Below are 18,016 nucleotides of genomic sequence, written 5' to 3' on the forward strand. Positions count from 1 at the left end.
ACGTTATGATAGGATTTAACTTTAAATCTTAAATTACTATACATTACTCCTCTCATATAATCTCACGATTGTTTCAATATAACAAAAAAGAGAAGGCATATGCCCTCCCTTTTCCTTATGAAGTTACGACTTCCTCAGCCGGTTTTTCACGATGTTGAATATGGCTTGCCACCCATGCAATCAAAATAGCTGCAGCAAGGTAAATGACTAAGTAAAGTAATTGAGATTGCAGTTCATGCCAATTTCCTAGAGAAATGACCTCCTGCATACTCTTGAGCGAATGAGCCATAGGCATCCATTGCCCTACCTTGCTTAACAGTGGAGTTCCAAGCTCCATTGGGAATGTCCCACCACAGGTTGCTAGTTGGAAAACAAGGAAAGTAACGGCTAGGAACTTCCCTACTAAACCAAATACAGTAACCAGCATTAAAATAAATGTCATAAAGGTAAAGGAGACAATTACGCTAGAAAGCATAAATAGTGGAACACTTGCCACCTCTAGCTTAATGACGCCTAATACAATCGCGTCCACAATCATTGCCTGTATAAAACCAATCGTATATACAAGCCCCAATTTGTTGATCAAATGATGCGTACCATTTACAATGCGTTCTTTTCTTCTGCCAAGCGGCAGGATGTTTGATGCCATAATACCACCCACATAGAAAGCAAGTGATAGGAAGTAAGGTGCTATGCCCGATCCATAGTTAGGCACGTTAGAAAGACTTGTTTCCTTCAAAATTACTGGCTCAGAAAACATATCCGTCAACGCATCATTATTAGAGATGCCACTTGTTTTTGAAGCAGCAACTTTTAATTTGGAAGAAAGGGTACTAGAGCCATCAGATAATTGGCCCATTCCATCCATTAATTTAGCTGTGCCTTCTTTAAACGGTTTTGTTCCTTCGGCCGCTTTATCGATGGCACTATTTAATGTCGTATAGCCTTTGCTCCATTCTTCGAAGCCATTACTAAATTTAGTTGTGCCTGCTGCTAATTCACTCGCTCCAGATGCTGCTTTGTCCAAATTAGCAGAAAAACTTTCCATTCCTGCATGAACACTTTCCTGTCCAGCAGTTATCTTTTCAGCTCCCTGTGCAAGCTGTGTTTGTCCTGTTTCAAGCTGTTCAGTTGCCTGAACAAGTCCAGTTGCCATTGCTTGCATCTTTAGAAATGCTGGGTCCTTCTTCGCATCAGGATGCGATTTTGTATAGGCATCCATTTGCTGCTGCAAAAGCTTTGCCGTGTCATTTGCTTTTGATTGTCCTTGAAGCAGTTTTCCATTGCTAGAGGACCATTGCTTTGCCCCGTTAGCAACCTGCTGTTCACCAGACTTCAGCGTATTCATGCCTGCCGACAGTTTTTTGGTGCCATCCGCTAATGAAAGTGAACCCTTTTCCAAGTTGGCTGCACCAGCTGAAAGTGTCTCTTCCCCATTGAGAAGCTTATGGCTACCTGTGGACAATTGATTCATGCCTTGATCAAGCTGGCCAAATCCATTATTCAATTTTGCAACGGCATCTTTAGCATTCGTTATGCCTGTGTGAAGTTCATCTGCTCCGTCTCCAGCTTTCTTTAAACCTTTGCCGAGTGTTTGGAATTTATCAAACACACCTTTTGCATATGTTTTGGTAATACTGTTTGAAATCTTCTCGTTTATTTTTTCTATTGCAGTTATACTGATCTGCGAAGCTACAAAATTTCCGCCTGGATTTGTCTTTGACAAAAGTTGTGCAGGAACTGGATGTTTATCCATTAGGGTACTAATGTGTTTTGAGAAATCTTCGGGAACGGTAATCACCATATAATAATCCCCATCTTTCAGCCCCTTATTGGCCTTCTCCTCCGACATAAAGTGGAAGTCCAATTCCTTGTTCTCTTTTAATTCCTTTACAAAGTCTTTACCTGCTTTGATATGTTCTTTGCCCATCATAGCACCAGTATCTTTGTTTACTACCGCTACGGGCAAGTTATCTAATTTGCCATAGGGATTCCAATATCCTGCTAAGAAGAATCCGGCATAGATTAAAGGTACAATTAGAAGAAAAATTAATGCAATACGTCCATGAGAATGCTTCCACATTGCCATAAAATCGCGCTTAATCAATTGTAAGCCCTTCAAGTATTATCACATCCTCAATTTTTTTCACCTTACTTATAGTAATTACTTTTATGCATGTTGTATAATACATTATTAATTATCAAATGATAGCTTCAAATCTATATATGAAAGGACTACCATCTTTGGAACTATTACAGCTACATTATTTCCAGACTGTTGCAAGGCTAGAGCATATGACAAAAGCGGCCAAAAAGCTGCAGATTGCCCAGCCCTCTCTCAGTAAAACGATATCAAGATTGGAAGAAGATTTGGGTGCACCTCTATTTAACAGAGAACATCGTCAGATCAAATTAAATGAGTTTGGGAAGTTGTTTTTAAAACGGGTTGATAGAGTATTTTTGGAGTTAAATGAAGGGAGGAAGGAAATTTTAGAGCTCTCCAATCAGCAGGAAAGCAAGATTACACTGGCTGTTACCATTCCACGCGTTCTACCTGATCTTCTAAAGAGCTTTTTATCTCAGTATCCGAATGTAAAATTCCAGCAGTTTCTACAGCCCTCTTCTTTCGTAAAGGGACAATTAGTGGAAGGGAAAATCGATTATTGCCTATCTTCCATTCCTATCGACGCCCCAGATATCGTATGGGAACCGCTGATTACGGAAGAAGTCTATCTCATCGTACCACCTGGGCATCCTTTTTCAAATCGAGATATGATTAAACTAGAGGAAGCAAAAAATGAATCCTTTATTCAAATGCATACTGGCTATGGATTCCGTAATTTAACGGACCAGTTTTGCTACGAAGCAGGGTTCACTCCTCATATCGCATTTGAAGGTGATGATCCTACGGTCATTGGTGACTTGGTGAAACAAGGATTAGGCATTGCCTTTATTCCAGAAATGACTTTGCTTCATCAATTTGGTCAATTCCCACATAGCCTTCGCATTACAGAGCCTCATTGTCTACGGACAATCGGGCTAGCTTGGTCTAAAAGCAACTATCTGTCAGAGACTGCACTGCAATTTAGAGAATTTGTGAAAGACTATTTTAAAGTTTTGTCTACTAGACTAAAAAAAGATTAAAATTTCATAATTATACTATACAAAAAAGCCCCCATTCGAATTGGGGGCTACAGAATAATTATTTGAGTGTGGAATTTGGTATATTAACCTTTATAATTGGCAAAGGCGCTACGTATAGTCGAATTGATTTTGTTTATTAATTAGCTTCTTTCAACCCAGACTCATTTGATACTTCTTCGTTGCTCTTGCTTTTCCATATCAACGTAAAACCTAAGCCTATCAGCATAAATATGCCGGCGATAATATATGGAAAGTTGATGTTGATGTCGAATAAGAAACCACCTAGCGCGGGGCCAAATATATTTCCTAGACTTGTATATGTCGAGTTCATCCCAGCGACAAATCCTTGTTGATTGCCCGCTGCTTTAGATAAAGATGTAGTTAGTGCTGGACGCAATAAATCAAAGGCTAGGAATATGATACAAGTGACAATCAGGACGGTTATAAATCCAGAAATCATAGTAGAAACGAAGGCTAAAATAGCACCTACGATTAAACAAAGCTGGATCAGCCCTTTTTCTCCGAGTTTCTCAACCAGTTTTCCAAATAGCATAATTTGAACGATGACAGCGACAATTGAGCTAAGCGTAATAATCGTTGCAATATCCTTAGCTGTAAAACCAAATTTATGATCTGAGAACAAGCTAAAAATGGTTTCATAGGCAGATAAGCCAAACGCCAAAACGAAGACAATAATAAATGCAACTAAGTAGATAGGCTTGACTGATTCCTTTAAATCTTTAAAGAATGTAGTCTCTTTACCCTTTGATAAATTTATTTTGCGTTCTTCTTTAGATATGGGTTCCTTTAATATGAAGGTTGAAGAAACGGCTGCAAGGAGTGCGATCGCTGCAGCAAAGAAGAATGGCATACGAATGCCCATATCAGCAATAAACCCACCAATACCCGGTCCAATAATAAATCCAGTACTAATCGCAGCAGACACATAGCCCATTGCTTTTGGTCTTTCCTCAAGACTTGTAATATCTGCTATATATGCTGTAACAGCAGGCATAATAAATGCCGCACTAATCCCGCCCAATGCTCTCGATATATATAAAATGAAAATGTTCGTACCTAATCCAAAAATAAGCTCTGATAAACTGAAAATAAATAATCCTGAGACAATCATGACTTTTCTTCCCAGATTATCAACCCACCTACCTGCAAAAGGCGAAACAATCAATTGCGATACCGCAAATACAGCTACAAGGGTCCCCATAGAACCACCCGACAAATGCATATAATTCATGAATGATGGCATGACTGGAATAATCAATCCAACTCCGAGAAATGCTATAAAAATATTACTTAACAATATAACAATAACCATTTTTTGATCTTTCATTGATTTCACCATAAAATTTCCTCTTCTATCTCCTTTTTCATTCAATTTCTAAAATGTTTGTTGCTTTTAAAATAGCCAAGCCATTTTCCTAGTTACTTATTATTCTCCTTACTTATATCCTAAGGTGTATAGTAACCATATAGTCAAACATATATTTCATTCATTAGGTAATTTATTTCATCAAAAAAGGCAGTGCAGATTTTTCTGCATTGCCTTTTATTATCTTGCTATGTTTTTATCCCTTTTTATTCAGCATCGGGATACATTTTTTCTTTCGCCGTTTCGATGGCGATATCGTAACCCGCATCTGCGTGGCGAACAACGCCCATGCCAGGATCTTAGCTCAATTCCCCATTCGTAACCCTTTCATTTACTTTTAAAGCAAAGACGATCGCCATATTCTAGCCAGCAAATACGGGAATCCCAAGAAAATTACGATTGACCCGATTAAGCCTTTTTAGATAATCGAAATTTTCTTTTACAAATAAGCTCCCACAAGCTGCACAAACACAACAAAAAACCAAAGATTGTAATATATACAACGGGAGAAATTATTTTAACAAGGGTAAAACCGATCATCATGAACCCGACGATTAAATAATGGTGAACAGCATGTAAATGATATGTTTCTTGTTCGGAATGCCATGCACGAAAGTAACCTTGTAATACACCAAGAAAAACTTGCAACAGCACTACCGCATAAGGAAGGCTTTCAGACCACTGATTGATACTGCTCACTAGAAGGTACACAGCGCCCATTCCTGCATACACCAAAATGATAAAAGACTGTTCCTTATTCTTTTTCGACTGAAAGATTTGGTACCCCCAAGCAGCCGCAAACGAAAATGCAGCAAAGAACCAGGCAAATAAAGTGAATGTCAACGATACTTCCTTCAGCCAAATAATATAATAAGGAAAAATAATGACCTGTCCTACTGTTGCCACAAGCGGAATTACGCCTGCATTTTTATGATTCATGTTCTACTCCTTCACTTTATATAGTGCTCATAAAACAAATTCTGGAAGACGTGATTTGGATCCCTCTTCTGCTTTTCGTCAGCAAACTTTTGCCACTTAGGATAAGACTTCCTAAATTGTTTCTTTGTTTGATACCGGTAATAAGGCAGGTAATAGGTCCCTCCATATTTGAGCGTTAAGTTTGTCCACTTCTGGATGAGCGATATGGCATTTTCTATCTCTTTTTCCTTTAATCCATGCTGTATTAGTACTACAAGACCAAACATATCTTCTTTAGCGTAATTTAACGACGTTAAGTTGTCATTCGCCGCATATCGAACCGTAATGTTATGAACTTTGAAATCCTCTTTTTTGTCGTTCATTGGAATCACCTGCTTCAACTCATTTATATAGTCTTCGTAGGCTTGAACTGGTACAAAGAATTCTTGAAGCACTTCCACCCGACCAGGTTTCGTATATTCCATGAATGTAGATTCCGAGCGCATGGCATTATTCCGCGTAATCTCTTTTCCATCAAGTGAGCTGATATATATTTGTTGTGATTTCCAAAATAAATCCTCTAAAGCACCGCCTCTTCGTCCCAAATCAAGGGCTAGTTTGGATAGACGTATACCTTGTTCTTTTTTCAGTGAAGTTTTCTGCGCCTGTTTACCAGTGTAGTTATAATCGATGACGTACATTTCGTCTAAAAAGGAGCTTGGCGCCACACTCACTCGGGCATAATGCATTGCTGTATTACTTTGATTCATTAACCGATTGAAATAGGATTCATACTCGCTAGTCTTTAACTTTTGTGTATGTATGGTGTATAGATCATCTTCCGTCAATTCCAATGTCACATCTAAAATTACACCGAATAATCCATATCCGCCAAATACATACTTCATCCATTCACCTGGATCATCTCGAGTAATTTTCTTTATCTCACCTTTTGGGGTTAATAACGTCATTTCTATGACTGTTTCTGCTAAAGGACCGAAGCGGATATCCCGCCCATGCGCATTTACTGAAAGGGAACCGCCGATTGTAAAAATGGACTGAGACTGTGTCACTTTCAAGGCTAAACCATATGGGAGTATTGCCTCTTGGACATTTTCCCAAGTAGCTCCTGCTTCTACTCGAATCTTTTTTTCCTGCTTGTTAATTTCTAGGATCCTGTTGAAAGTCCGCATGTCGAGAACAACACCATCTTTATAATATGTATGACCCCCTTGCGAATGCTGCAACCCAGCAATTGAGATCTTCTGGCCGTTCTTATTTGCCTCTTTTACAATCCTTTGCAAATCATTTCGGTTTTCCGCAGTCACGACCTTTTCCACACGTTCAGGAAGAAGGCCCGTGTAGTCTGTTACTAAACCGCTTTGGGAAAGCCCATACTTTCTTTTCTCAATAGGGATGTTCCAGCATATGGCACCCACGAACAGAACAACTAAACTCCCTAGAAACCACGGTTTTTTGAGTAGCTCGGTTATCTTTGGCATAGCAACTCCTCCCTGTCGTACTGTGAGCTGGAATAATAATACGTTCATTATACAATGTCAGCTACAGAAAAAAACCGGTTATTTTCATAACATGCGCCAGATATCCAAACAATAGTTTATAAATTCATTGAAAATATACTAAAACATCATATAATCAAAAATCAGTTTATGAAACTTGCAATTTTACATTAATTTAACATCTTCTAAAAACGTTGACTTCAGATAAACCCCTAGAAAAAGCGTTAGTCCTCGCAAAGCGACTAGGAAAAAAAAACGGCCTCAGCCGTTTTTTATTGTCCAATTGATTTGATCATACGGATCCAAGATTAACTCGCTAGCCTATACAGTCACTTCCAATTTTTTAAGCTCTCCACCTAAATACTTAGCTATTTCAAGCATTCCATAAATACCTCTGTTGGCTTCCGCTTCACTGTTGTAATTGGTATTTGTATTAATATCATATGTGTAAATATGACCTTCTTTATCTTGGATAAACTCTATACCTGCGATTTTTATATCATTGGCTGCTAGCAGACGTTCATATTTCTCAAAAATAGGATGTTCAAAGCCTTCTCTAATCTGGAATTTTGCAGGTTTGGCGCTTTCTTCTCCAACAGGGCAGAAAAGATCATCAATTGCACATGCATCGGCAGGACATAATTCAAAGCCTTCAGAAGTATCCACCCGAACAGCATAAAAATACTTTCCACCAATAAATTCACTACGTGTAATAATAGACTCAGGAGACTCGATATATTCCTGCAGCAATGTAATTCCATCGACTGGTTCCTCAAAGCTATCACTATCAATATAGTTTTGCAGGGCCTCTACAGACGTAAAAAGTTGTACCCCAAGCCCTTTTCCAGCTCGGTTATGCTTTGTTATAAATTTCTTTGAGCCAAATGCCTCTGCTGCTTTCAGAATTTCTTCTCTTCCTACTGCAGCAATTGTTTTCGGTGTTTTGATGCCGTACTTCTCTAGTTCTAAGTACTGTAAGACCTTACTTACCTCTAGCTGAAGGGCACGGCTTCCATTGATCACTACTCTGCCATGGTGCTCCAACCAAGAGAGAACAGCACTTGTTAACTCTGGAGCAAATCGGTTGCCTCGTGTATGAGATGAAGCACTCATGCGATTGTAAAAAATCCCTTCAGGTGGAACAGATGTAAGATCAACTGTCCCTTTTACAAGATTCCAATCTTCATAAGGAAGTTCTAACTCTTCTAATCTTTTAAATAGATGTTCTGTCCATTCACTATTCTCATGAATTACGTATATTTTAGACATGATATTCCTGCCCCCTGCTTTTGTTTTCTATGATTGTGGACCTTAATTCTTCCACTTTCGGCATAACCTGTTTCGAAAAGCGCTCCAGTTCCTCTAGCTGTGGAGAACATTGTAATAGTAGCAAATTAACTCCTGCTTCCTCAAAGGCTATGATTTGATTCGCAATGTGCTCAGGTGTGCCAACTAAATTTGGTCGGATTCCGCGATTAGATACTGAATAATCCTGTAACTGAATTTGATGTTCAAGCTCTGACTTAGATGTAAAGTCTTTAAAGCCTACATATCCACTTAGATTGTTCACCGTTGTAATTCGCTTTAATTCTTCTTGCGCTTCTTCTTCCGTATCACGGCAAATCACATAGGCTGCCATTCAAATGGTTTTAAAGGGCTCACGACCAGCTTCTTTTCTACGCGACTTCATATCAGAAATCTTAGCCTTCGCTTCCCCTACTGTATGACCATGAATGACATAGGCATCACATAGCGATGAAATGATTTGTTTACCTTTTTCACTTTCCCCGCCAGCATATAAAATTGGATGAGGACATTGCACTGGTTTAGGCGAAAGCTTTGCTTGCTCTATTTGATAAAACTTCCCCTGATAAGAAAATGTATCTTCCGACCATAAGCCTTTCAATATTTCAATAAACTCGGCCGTTCTATCATAGCGCTCGTCATGTTCGGTAAAATCGCCGCCATATTGTTTCGCCTCTTCTGCCCACCAGCCCGAAACTACATTTAATGTGAAACGTCCCTTGCTAATATGATCAATAGTTGCCGCCATTTTTGCAGTTACAGCAGGATTATGAAATACGGGGCGAACGGCTGCCATGATCTCAATTTTTTCTGTTACTGCTGCCAAAGCTGCCGCCGTAGACCATGCCTCTAACGAATCTTGGTCAGTGCCTTTAATATCATTTAAATATAGTTCTGCGATTAATGTTGTATCATATCCCCATTTTTCTGCTGATTGAATGATTGTTTTCGCATACTCATACGTGGGTGGCATATTTTCTTCCTCTACATTTCTTAACCAACCACCAAAAATAGGCAACCAAAATCCGTACTTCATTTCTCCACTCCTTTTCCCCCTGCTATTTATACAAATAAAAAAGTCTCCTCCCGAGATAGGGAAAGAGACTTTTAACAAAACAAGTTTGTCTTCTCCTATCTTCCAAGCTATATGCCTGATGGAATTAGCACAGTATTCTACTACATTAGTAGAACCTGTTGCTGAGGTTTCAAAGGGCCATGTCCCTCCACCTCTCTGGATAGATCGAATTATTTGATTTTTGAAATTTCAACTTAAAATGAATATTACCCATAATATGAACCATTGTCAATAGATTATGCCATTAATTCTTACTAAGTTAATAAGAAAAGGAGGTTTATTAAATTTTCTTAGCCTTTGAACGATGTTAATCCCTATAGTAAGTGGGTAGTATTAGGATATACTACCATGGGCTACTGAAAAATTGTCAGTACAGCATACTGTATTTTTATCAGAATCACATGCTATTAGAAAAGAGGAATTACATTGAAACTTTCAGGAAATACAATCCTTATCACAGGCGGAAGTTCTGGAATTGGCTTAGCTTTTGCAGAACGATTTTTAAAAGCAGGAAACAAAGTCATCGTTACAGGACGGAGAGAAAATGTTCTTCAGCAGGCAAAAGAAAAGTTCCCAGAGCTGATCATTCATCAAAGCGATGTAAGCATGGAATCTGAGCGCATTTCCCTATTCGAATGGGTAACAGAAAACTATCCCGAAGTGAATGTGTTAGTGAACAACGCAGGAATGCAACAACGCTTTAACATATTAAAGGCAGATGCAAAGAACGATTGGGCTTATTTCAATCAAGAAATCACCACCAACATTGAAGCGCCATTCCATATGACCATGCTTTTTGTACCCTATTTCGCTAAAAAAGAAGAAGCTACTTTTATCAACATTACATCTGGGTTAGCTTTTACCCCGATGGTCATCGCGCCAATCTATTCAGCTACGAAGGCAGCATTCCACTCCTTTACGATGAGCTTGCGTCACCAGCTTGCCGAAACAGGTATAGAAGTGATTGAAGTTGCCCCTCCAGCAGTCAACACAGATCTAGGCGGTGCCGGACTGCATACAAATGGTGAGCCATTAGATGAATTCGCAGATGGCATTTTCAAGGGCTTACGAGAAGGCAAACAAGAAATCGGGTACGGCTCTTCCGTTGAACGGCTCCGCATGCCACGAGATAAGTCAGATGAGCATGTAGCCAATATGTATAATGCCATGAAACATACAATTGAATAACATGCTTGAATAAAAAAACTCGCCACAATCGGCGAGTTTTTTTCTGTACCATTGGTAAACCAATCCTTCAAATTATTTTAAGAATCACGGACATGAGTACAGATCGAAAACCGTTTACTTCATAGAATACTAATGTGTGAGATACACAATAACAAAAGAGCGGTAAACAGCACGACAAACAAGATGCTCTAGCGAAAACAAAAATAGTTACTACTGGAGAAGCATTATCTAATCGCATTCAATACGTAGTAAATGATTTTGTAAGAATTAAAGCAGTATCTAATAAAATACGTGGTCGTGATAACGCTCTTGCACAAAACATTTAAAAAAATGTATAAACAATGTCAACCCATTCATTCAAATACCATCTCATCCCATTCAGATTATCATCTTATGTAAAATAAATTCGCATCTCACACATTAAATTGAGGAATGTACAACAAATTGTTGTACATTCTTCTTTATATTGTAAACAAAAATATTTTTTATTTTATGTCCCCTTTTCCCTACTTTCTTCTATTTACTTTATAAAAGCAGAAAGAAGGAAAAAACATGGCACGTTTTGAATATTTAGCACCTTATACATCTTTTACAACTGTACAAGAAATGGACGAGCAAGTGGAACAACACATCCGCAAGCATTACTACAATTTGACCCCATCCGATAAGGCCGTTCTCTATAAAATGGCTTCGCATGCATTGGATTATCCAGGTGCCTGCCACTTAAAGGCACAAACAATTTCAAGTGCTTTAGGCATTTCTGTAAGAACTGTGTTCCGCACGCTCAAACGTTTAGAAGAGTTACAGATTATCAAACGCATCCAAACAAAAAAGATGAATGGCATCAAAGGCGCCAACATCTTTTCTATTTTACCTTGTGATGACACATTGGTCGTGGCACATCAAGAAGAAGCTGAAACCCCTTGCGAGAGTAAGGTAGAAGCAGTGCAACTGGAACAGGAACCATCTTTTTCTTCTAATCCTAAACATCAATACGGTAAACATACATACCCGATGTTAAATACATCTCTTCGTAATAGAATTTTTCATTATCTTTCATCAACAACTGGCAACACCTCAGAAACAAAGAAGTTTGTAGATGTCGTGTACAAGCAACTAAAACCGTTGCTGGAATGGGAAATCTACCAAGTCCGCAAACAACAGCTCGAAGACATCAGCTTTACAGCCTTCAAAGAAACCATTCAGCAGACCAAGAAGCAATTCATCCGCAACCCCTTTGGCTATATGTATAAAAAGCTAGATAGAAAACTGGATCGGTTTATGGTGGAAGTGATGGAGTTTTATGAGGAGGAGAGTCGGAATGGGAGTGAGGTTAGAATGGAATATCTATAGAAATCAAAAAAGATTGTTATCACTTACCTAGATAACAATCTTTAGATAATTTTTTGTATCATACTATTTATTCAATTCTTTACCCAAAGCATTAATTGCATTCATTACTTCCTTAATATTTTCTCCGCTATTCATGTTGTTGCGAGCATGAAGTAGCACAGGTCTGACAGATTCTACTGAACGCCCAAATTGATACATCCATTCATACCGCGGAACCATCCAGGTATGAAAATGGTGAGTTGTGTCTTCATTGTAAAAGTAATAAACATTTTCTATTCCTAACACTTCCCTTTGAGCTTTTCTTATTTTTGTCAGTAAGTTTATGTAATCCAATTTTTCTGCTTCAGTTAATTCATCAAAGCATTTAATATGTCGTTTAGACGCTAATATGATTAATCCTTTTATTGGATATGCAACATCTTGATGGGCATGAAAATGTTCGGTTTCAATTACGACACCACCATCCGGCTCAATAAGTCCACTGATTAATGCACAGCTTAGACATTCAACTTTTACAGTTTTTCCGTTTGATAAAGTTATTTCTCTCATACATTTCCCCCTTGTTATTTTTAGTTCTGTTAATCTGTTCTGCTTTTGGTTTTCTATATTAGCTATTTGACATAAAAATAGCAATGCACATACTCGTTAAGTGAGAGGAGTTCACCTTTAGATTGCTTTTTACGTAGTAATAAATTTAGATTGACAACACCAAACGACACTTTTATTATTATATAGACCGTTCGTTATAATTTGATGGAGGTATGATCTATGTCTAGTAAAGAAACATCCCGTGAGAAAATCTTAGAAGCAGCTACCTTGCTTTTTCATTTGAAAGGTTATCATGCTACGGGGTTAAGTGAAATACTTAAAGAGAGTGGAGCTCCTAAAGGTTCGTTATATTATCATTTCCCTAATGGTAAGGAGCAATTAGCGATTGAAGCGATTAACTTATCTGCAAAGACGATTTCAACAGCCATTAAAGAAAATCTTGCCACTTACGATGACCCAGTCGAAGCATTTCAATATCATATTGGAACTATTGCGGAAAGATTTAAAGACATAGAACGAAAAACACAATTTAAAAATGTCCCGCTCGGATTGCTCGCGATGGAAACCGTATTTGTCAATGAGAATTTACGCCAGGCCTGTGAAGAAACCTTTATAATTTGGGAAAAACTTTTTTACGATAAATTAAGAATGAGTGGCTATAGTGAAGATCGTGCTTGTTTGATTAGTGGAACAATTAGTGCCTTAATTGAAGGGGGCGTTACGCTATGTTTTACAAAAAAATCGAGTGAGCCATTACATCACGTGAATAAGATGATCCCTTTACTACTGTCTCAGTAAAAAGGGACTTTATTTATCGTAAAATTATATAGACCGGTCTAATTATTTTTTTTATGAAAGAAAGGAGTATTTTATGTCTTCATCTCAAGTTGTGCCAGTACGTAGCCCTAAAGCTATGGCTTCTGTACTAATGTTTGCCGCATTTATCGGACTCTTTAGTGAGACCGCCTTGAATATGGCACTAACTAATATTATGTCAGATTTTAGTGTGTCACCAGCGACTGCCCAGTGGCTTACGACGGGCTATCTATTAACAATTGGTATTCTCGTACCTGTTTCATCACTACTCATTCAATGGTTTACAACAAAACAATTAGTAGTTGGTTCATTAACCTTCTCTATTGTAGGAACCATTTTAGCTGCAGTAGCACCTAGTTTTACAGTTTTACTAATAGGTCGTATCGTGCAAGCTCTTGGAACAGGCATTATTTTACCATTAATGATGAATGTTATTTTACTTATTTTCCCTATCTATAAACGTGGAGCTGTGATGGGATTAATGGGACTTGTCATTACAACAGCACCTGCTGTTGGCCCTGTTTTAGCTGGTCTTATTGTTGATTCGTTGGATTGGGCTTATATCTTCTGGATTAGTCTTATCTTTTATGTAGCTTTAATTATTATCGGGCTTAAACAGATTGATAATGTATCCAAGATTACAAAACCTGCTATTGATTTGCTTTCTATCCTGTTATCCACACTTGGATTTGGCGGTTTAATGTATAGCTTAAGTAATATTGCGGAAAAATCATTTAACTCCGTTTCGGTATATGCACCATTTATTGTAGGTGCCGTGTCCATTATATTATTTAGTATCCGTCAAATGAAAATGAAGCAGCCAATGATTAATTTGAGAGTGTTTAAATTCCCGATGTTTACATTAGGAGCATTGTTATTATTCAGCGGTATGCTTCTCATATTATCATCAGCCATTTTATTACCGATGTATTTAAAAGGATCTTTACTATTTAGTGCGACAGTAGCTGGGATGATTCTTTTACCTGGTAGTGCACTGAACGCTTTTTGTTCTCCTTTTGTAGGAAAGCTATTTGATAAGTATGGTGCAAAGAAATTTTTGCCACTTGGATATCTTTTAGCGTTTATTTCAAGCTTACTTTTTGTTTTTACGATCTCTGCAGATACACCAATTTGGCAAGTAATTTTGGCACATTCTATCTTTTTCATCGGTATTTCAATGATTATCATGCCTGCGCAAACAAATGGATTAAACCAATTACCGCGCAAATTATATGGTGATGGTGCCGCAGTCATGAGTACATTACAACAAATTGCTGGTGGTATCGGAACAGCGTTGGCAATTACATTATTGGTAAATGGCCAAACATTGCATATGGAGAAATTTCCGAACGCTACACCAGGTGAATTAATGGCAGAAGGAACAAAGCATGCGTACATCTTTATCCTTGGACTTTCAATCATCGGGCTTATTTTATCGCTTTTTGTGAAGCGAGAGCATGTGGAATAGGGTAAGTAATTTATACAAAGCAAATCTACTAAACCTTTTAAAATGTAAGCTTGGAAATATTTCAAACAGCGGCAAGCACTATTAATCTAGTGTTTGTCGCTGTTTTTATTAGAAAATAACGATCTGAGACACAGTGAGCAATTATTTTAAAGAAGAATTTTTTTGGTGGTTTCGTCTGCTTGAAACCGACAAAGGAACAAGAAAAGATAATTTAAATCACCGTAAAAACACTATTAACACTGCTATAAGAGGTATATTAATGGACTAAATCATAAGGTATTATAACTTGTTTATAAAGATTCCTAACATCATACATTTTACATCCATAAATGGAATGTTATACTAATTGTATATTTGTTTAAGGGGTGATTATATGCAATACATTGTAGAAAACTATTTAGAGATGATTCGTTCCAATTTGTCTAAAAAGACAAATGAATTGGTGGAGAAAATAGGCAGTTTAGTAGAGATGAGTTTTGCGGAAGAGGTAAACGCTATATTTATCGAGAGTAGTATAGGTGAACCTACTCTCTACTTCAGATTATCTACTCGAGAAGATATGTTTGATGAGGTTTTTGAAGAAGAGGTAGATGAAGGTTTCGCGGGTTCTATCGATTTACTTGATGAATTTTTAGTAGATGAATGGTTGGAGGAAGAGTGGTCAGATACATTAGAAGAGTTCTATGAAAAAGAGGGAGTGGAGGAAGCCTGTATTGCAGAAATCGGTCGTTGGGTTTATCAATGCTTCAACCAAGCGAACGGTAAAGAAATTGGTATTCCTTCATATTTTGAAATCCATGATGCAGGAAATGCACTTGATTTGCTTACTGGTGAATGGGTTGATCCAGAAGATGTGGAGCTTTGATACCACATCAAGTCATAACAAAAGCATGCTGTTCTACTCAAAACAGCATGCTCCTCTATTTTCTCCGGTTCACCTTTTTATTCCTCACCATCTTGCTAGAAGGCTGCTTTCGAATCCATTTGATGAAACGTCTTATCGCTGGATCTGCACGTAATTCTGGTAATGTGGATAATCGAGCTGCAATTTCGCTATTTGTATAAAGGGCATGTATTTGTTTGTGACATGGTATGCAGAGTTTGGCAGTATCACCAAAAGTACCGCCCATCTCTTTCGGAAGTAAATGATGGATGGTCACTTCCACTCCATCTCGCCCACATAGCTCACATATTGCCACCATTCTATCGCCCTTTTCTAAAGAATTTCCCTGTTACAGTTTTAATTAGTATAACTGTTGATTAGACATCTATACCCCACAAACATACTCCTTAGCTATCCTAAATAACGATAATAAAATGATTTAGCTTCCTCAATATTCTTCGTGCCATGTATCAATGCCCGTCCGTCTTTAAATAGGACGAGACGAAAATCGCCCATTTTAAAAGAAACAAGATATGGATTTCGTACGACTGAGTCCGCTTGCTTAGATAGTAGGTTTGCTACATTTTCTAAGTCCACTGTGATTCTATGAGACGGTCGAATTTGAACCGTGTCGCGTCCACACAATACAGCTACTTTTGATTGGCTTTGATGTTCTAGGTAAGGATAAGTTGTATGATCGCCACAGGATGGACAACTCTGTTTCTTTAACTGATCGACCTTGATAGAAGTATGTTGATTCTTCCATAAATCAAAGGATATAAGCTGATTCCTTAAAGAACAATCATCCTCAACCAAAATCTTTAGCGCTTCAGTGATTTGATAAGCCACTACCATTTGGACAGCGGGACTGATTATACCTGCCGTATCACACGTTAATCCACCAATCGGCACTGTCTCCAGCAAACAATTTAAACAAGGCGTTTTCCCCGGGATAATGGAATAGCTTATGCCATAGCTTCCGACACAAGCACCATAAATCCATGGAATGTTATATTTTTGTGCTACATCATTTAGGATCATGCGCGTGTCAAAATTATCTGTGGCATCCATTATAAGATCCACATCCCTTATAAGATGCTCTGCTTCAGTTGCTGAAACATCTTGAACAAGGCCATGGATTTCTACTTCACTATTTAACTGTGATAATCGTTTATGAGCTGCAATAGCTTTAGGTACGCGTTGCTTGGCATCTTCCTCATCGTATAATTGTTGCCTTTGAAGATTACTCCACTCTACGTAATCTCGATCAACTATGGTCAGCTTACCAACCCCCATACGTACGAGACTTTCTGCACTTCCCGTTCCGAGCGCCCCTGCACCAATTACAAGTACATGCTTTTGCCTGATTTTCTTCTGGCCTTCTTTGCCGATAGGCGCAAATAATTCTTGCCTTGAATAACGCTCACTCACCCGATGCTCATTCCTTCGGTTGGACTGCTAGCCGTTGCATAGGTTTTTTTCGCTATTCTACCTGCTTCATAGCCTAAGCGTCCTGCTTCAATGGCAAGCTTTATTGCTTTCGCCATTTTCACGGGATCACCAGCACCAGAAACAGCAGTATTCAAGAGGACGCCATCCGCTCCTGCCTCCATAGCAATAGCCGCATCAGATGGCGCACCAATACCTGCATCTACAATAACGGGTACAGTTGCCTGCTCAATAATAAAGCTTAAATTAAGCGGGTTGATAATGCCTTGACCAGAGCCTATTGGAGAAGCGCCAGGCATGATTGCATGGACGCCTAATTCTTGCAATCTTTTAGCTAGCAATACATCATCCGAGATATAAGGAAGGACAATAAATCCTTCTTTCAATAATTCTTCAGATGCCTTATATGTTTCGAACGGGTCAGGCAACAGTGTTTTTTGGCAACCGATGACTTCGACTTTAATCATGTCACATAAGCCAGATGCCTTTGCCAGCTTGGCGATGCGAACCGCTTCTTCAGCCGTAGTGGCTCCTGCAGTATTGGGTAGCAGTTTATACCTCGCTAAATCTATTTTTTCCAGGAAATTCGGCTGGCTCGCCTCAAAAATATTCATTCTTCTAACGGCAAACGTAAGGATGTCCGTTCCTGAAGCTTCCACGGCTTCTTTCTGAATATCAAAGTTTGGGTACTTTCCTGTTCCTAATAATAGTCTTGATTGAAATTCATATGGCCCAATTTTCAACATTTCATCCACCTCCAACAAAGTGTACAATCTCTATTTTGTCGCCATCTGATATGGCTGTTTCGAAATAGCTGCTTTTGTCTAAAATGTTATGATTTAATTCCATAATGAAAACCTTAGATTCTAACCCAAAGTGATGAATCACATCTGACACTACCCTTATTTGCTCGGGAACATTTAGAAATTCGCCGTTTATTTGGAGTCTCATCCGCTCACTT

16 protein-coding genes, 1 pseudogene and 1 riboswitch are annotated in these 18,016 nt (G+C 38.4%); of the genes and pseudogenes, 6 read left to right on the top strand and 11 right to left on the bottom strand.

Annotation, left to right across the window (positions count from 1 at the left end; translation table 11 throughout):
• Positions 1 to 115: 115 nt before the first annotated feature.
• Positions 116 to 2,122 carry a YhgE/Pip family protein gene (locus RCJ93_RS12360; protein WP_446739148.1) on the bottom strand — a complete coding sequence of 669 codons (2,007 nt, stop codon included), beginning with the start codon at positions 2,120 to 2,122 and terminating at the stop codon, positions 116 to 118.
• A gap of 122 nt (positions 2,123 to 2,244) precedes the next feature.
• Here RCJ93_RS12360 and RCJ93_RS12365 point away from each other — a divergent pair, with 122 nt between their 5' ends.
• Positions 2,245 to 3,144, top strand: a complete 900-nt coding sequence (locus RCJ93_RS12365) for a LysR family transcriptional regulator (protein ID WP_446739149.1) — start codon at positions 2,245 to 2,247, stop codon at positions 3,142 to 3,144.
• Positions 3,145 to 3,280: 136 nt separating this feature from the next.
• Here the strand turns inward: RCJ93_RS12365 and RCJ93_RS12370 are convergent, their stop codons facing one another.
• The 5 genes and pseudogenes from RCJ93_RS12370 to RCJ93_RS12390 form a co-directional block, all read right to left on the bottom strand.
• Positions 3,281 to 4,504, bottom strand: a complete 1,224-nt coding sequence (locus RCJ93_RS12370) for an MFS transporter (protein ID WP_446739150.1) — start codon at positions 4,502 to 4,504, stop codon at positions 3,281 to 3,283.
• Between the two features lie 435 nt (positions 4,505 to 4,939).
• Entirely contained in the window at positions 4,940 to 5,470 is a 531-nt protein-coding gene (locus tag RCJ93_RS12375) for a hypothetical protein (protein WP_446739152.1), read from the bottom strand.
• An 11-nt stretch (positions 5,471 to 5,481) separates the two neighbouring features.
• The gene (locus RCJ93_RS12380) at positions 5,482 to 6,951 is read right to left on the bottom strand and encodes an FAD-binding protein (protein WP_446739153.1); all 1,470 of its coding nucleotides are present in this window, start codon (positions 6,949 to 6,951) and stop codon (positions 5,482 to 5,484) included.
• Between the two features lie 339 nt (positions 6,952 to 7,290).
• The gene (locus RCJ93_RS12385) at positions 7,291 to 8,238 is read right to left on the bottom strand and encodes an ATP-grasp domain-containing protein (RefSeq protein WP_446739154.1); all 948 of its coding nucleotides are present in this window, start codon (positions 8,236 to 8,238) and stop codon (positions 7,291 to 7,293) included.
• Positions 8,231 to 9,310, bottom strand: a pseudogene (locus tag RCJ93_RS12390) (LLM class flavin-dependent oxidoreductase). The gene RCJ93_RS12385 and the pseudogene RCJ93_RS12390 overlap by 8 nt, the downstream one beginning before the upstream one ends.
• 92 nt (positions 9,311 to 9,402) lie before the next feature.
• Positions 9,403 to 9,516: riboswitch (SAM riboswitch) on the bottom strand.
• Between the two features lie 259 nt (positions 9,517 to 9,775).
• On the opposite strand from RCJ93_RS12390, the gene RCJ93_RS12395 reads away from it, so the two are divergent.
• Together RCJ93_RS12395 and RCJ93_RS12400 are read left to right on the top strand one after the other, a co-directional pair.
• Complete coding sequence (locus RCJ93_RS12395) at positions 9,776 to 10,537, top strand: SDR family oxidoreductase (RefSeq protein ID WP_446739155.1); 762 nt, start codon at positions 9,776 to 9,778, stop codon at positions 10,535 to 10,537.
• Positions 10,538 to 11,089: 552 nt separating this feature from the next.
• The gene (locus RCJ93_RS12400) at positions 11,090 to 11,890 is read left to right on the top strand and encodes a helix-turn-helix domain-containing protein (protein WP_446739156.1); all 801 of its coding nucleotides are present in this window, start codon (positions 11,090 to 11,092) and stop codon (positions 11,888 to 11,890) included.
• 63 nt (positions 11,891 to 11,953) lie between these two features.
• Here RCJ93_RS12400 and RCJ93_RS12405 read toward each other — a convergent pair whose 3' ends face one another.
• Positions 11,954 to 12,439 carry an HIT family protein gene (locus RCJ93_RS12405; RefSeq protein ID WP_446739157.1) on the bottom strand — a complete coding sequence of 162 codons (486 nt, stop codon included), beginning with the start codon at positions 12,437 to 12,439 and terminating at the stop codon, positions 11,954 to 11,956.
• 219 nt (positions 12,440 to 12,658) lie between these two features.
• Here RCJ93_RS12405 and RCJ93_RS12410 point away from each other — a divergent pair, with 219 nt between their 5' ends.
• The 3 genes from RCJ93_RS12410 (at position 12,659) to RCJ93_RS12420 (ending at position 15,588) form a co-directional block, all read left to right on the top strand.
• On the top strand, positions 12,659 to 13,237 hold the full coding sequence (locus tag RCJ93_RS12410; RefSeq protein ID WP_446739158.1) for a TetR/AcrR family transcriptional regulator: 579 nt from the start codon (positions 12,659 to 12,661) through the stop codon (positions 13,235 to 13,237).
• Between the two features lie 73 nt (positions 13,238 to 13,310).
• Positions 13,311 to 14,723, top strand: coding sequence for an MDR family MFS transporter (locus RCJ93_RS12415; protein WP_446739159.1), 1,413 nt, complete (start codon positions 13,311 to 13,313; stop codon positions 14,721 to 14,723).
• Between the two features lie 373 nt (positions 14,724 to 15,096).
• Positions 15,097 to 15,588 (top strand): hypothetical protein, encoded by a 492-nt coding sequence (locus tag RCJ93_RS12420; RefSeq protein WP_251647903.1) that lies wholly within the window; start codon positions 15,097 to 15,099, stop codon positions 15,586 to 15,588.
• Positions 15,589 to 15,643: 55 nt separating this feature from the next.
• Here the strand turns inward: RCJ93_RS12420 and RCJ93_RS12425 are convergent, their stop codons facing one another.
• From RCJ93_RS12425 to thiS, 4 genes are all read right to left on the bottom strand, one after another.
• On the bottom strand, positions 15,644 to 15,925 hold the full coding sequence (locus RCJ93_RS12425; RefSeq protein ID WP_066789958.1) for a restriction endonuclease: 282 nt from the start codon (positions 15,923 to 15,925) through the stop codon (positions 15,644 to 15,646).
• 92 nt (positions 15,926 to 16,017) lie between these two features.
• Positions 16,018 to 17,037 (bottom strand): thiazole biosynthesis adenylyltransferase ThiF, encoded by a 1,020-nt coding sequence (locus tag RCJ93_RS12430; protein WP_446739160.1) that lies wholly within the window; start codon positions 17,035 to 17,037, stop codon positions 16,018 to 16,020.
• Positions 17,034 to 17,801 carry a thiazole synthase gene (locus RCJ93_RS12435; protein WP_446739161.1) on the bottom strand — a complete coding sequence of 256 codons (768 nt, stop codon included), beginning with the start codon at positions 17,799 to 17,801 and terminating at the stop codon, positions 17,034 to 17,036. The genes RCJ93_RS12430 and RCJ93_RS12435 overlap by 4 nt, the downstream gene beginning before the upstream one ends.
• A 1-nt stretch (position 17,802) precedes the next feature.
• Positions 17,803 to 18,006: a sulfur carrier protein ThiS gene (thiS, locus tag RCJ93_RS12440; RefSeq protein WP_446739162.1), complete on the bottom strand. Its 204-nt coding sequence runs from the start codon at positions 18,004 to 18,006 to the stop codon at positions 17,803 to 17,805.
• Positions 18,007 to 18,016: the final 10 nt, after the last annotated feature.

The sequence above is a fragment of the Rummeliibacillus sp. BSL5 genome (genome assembly GCF_052928305.1).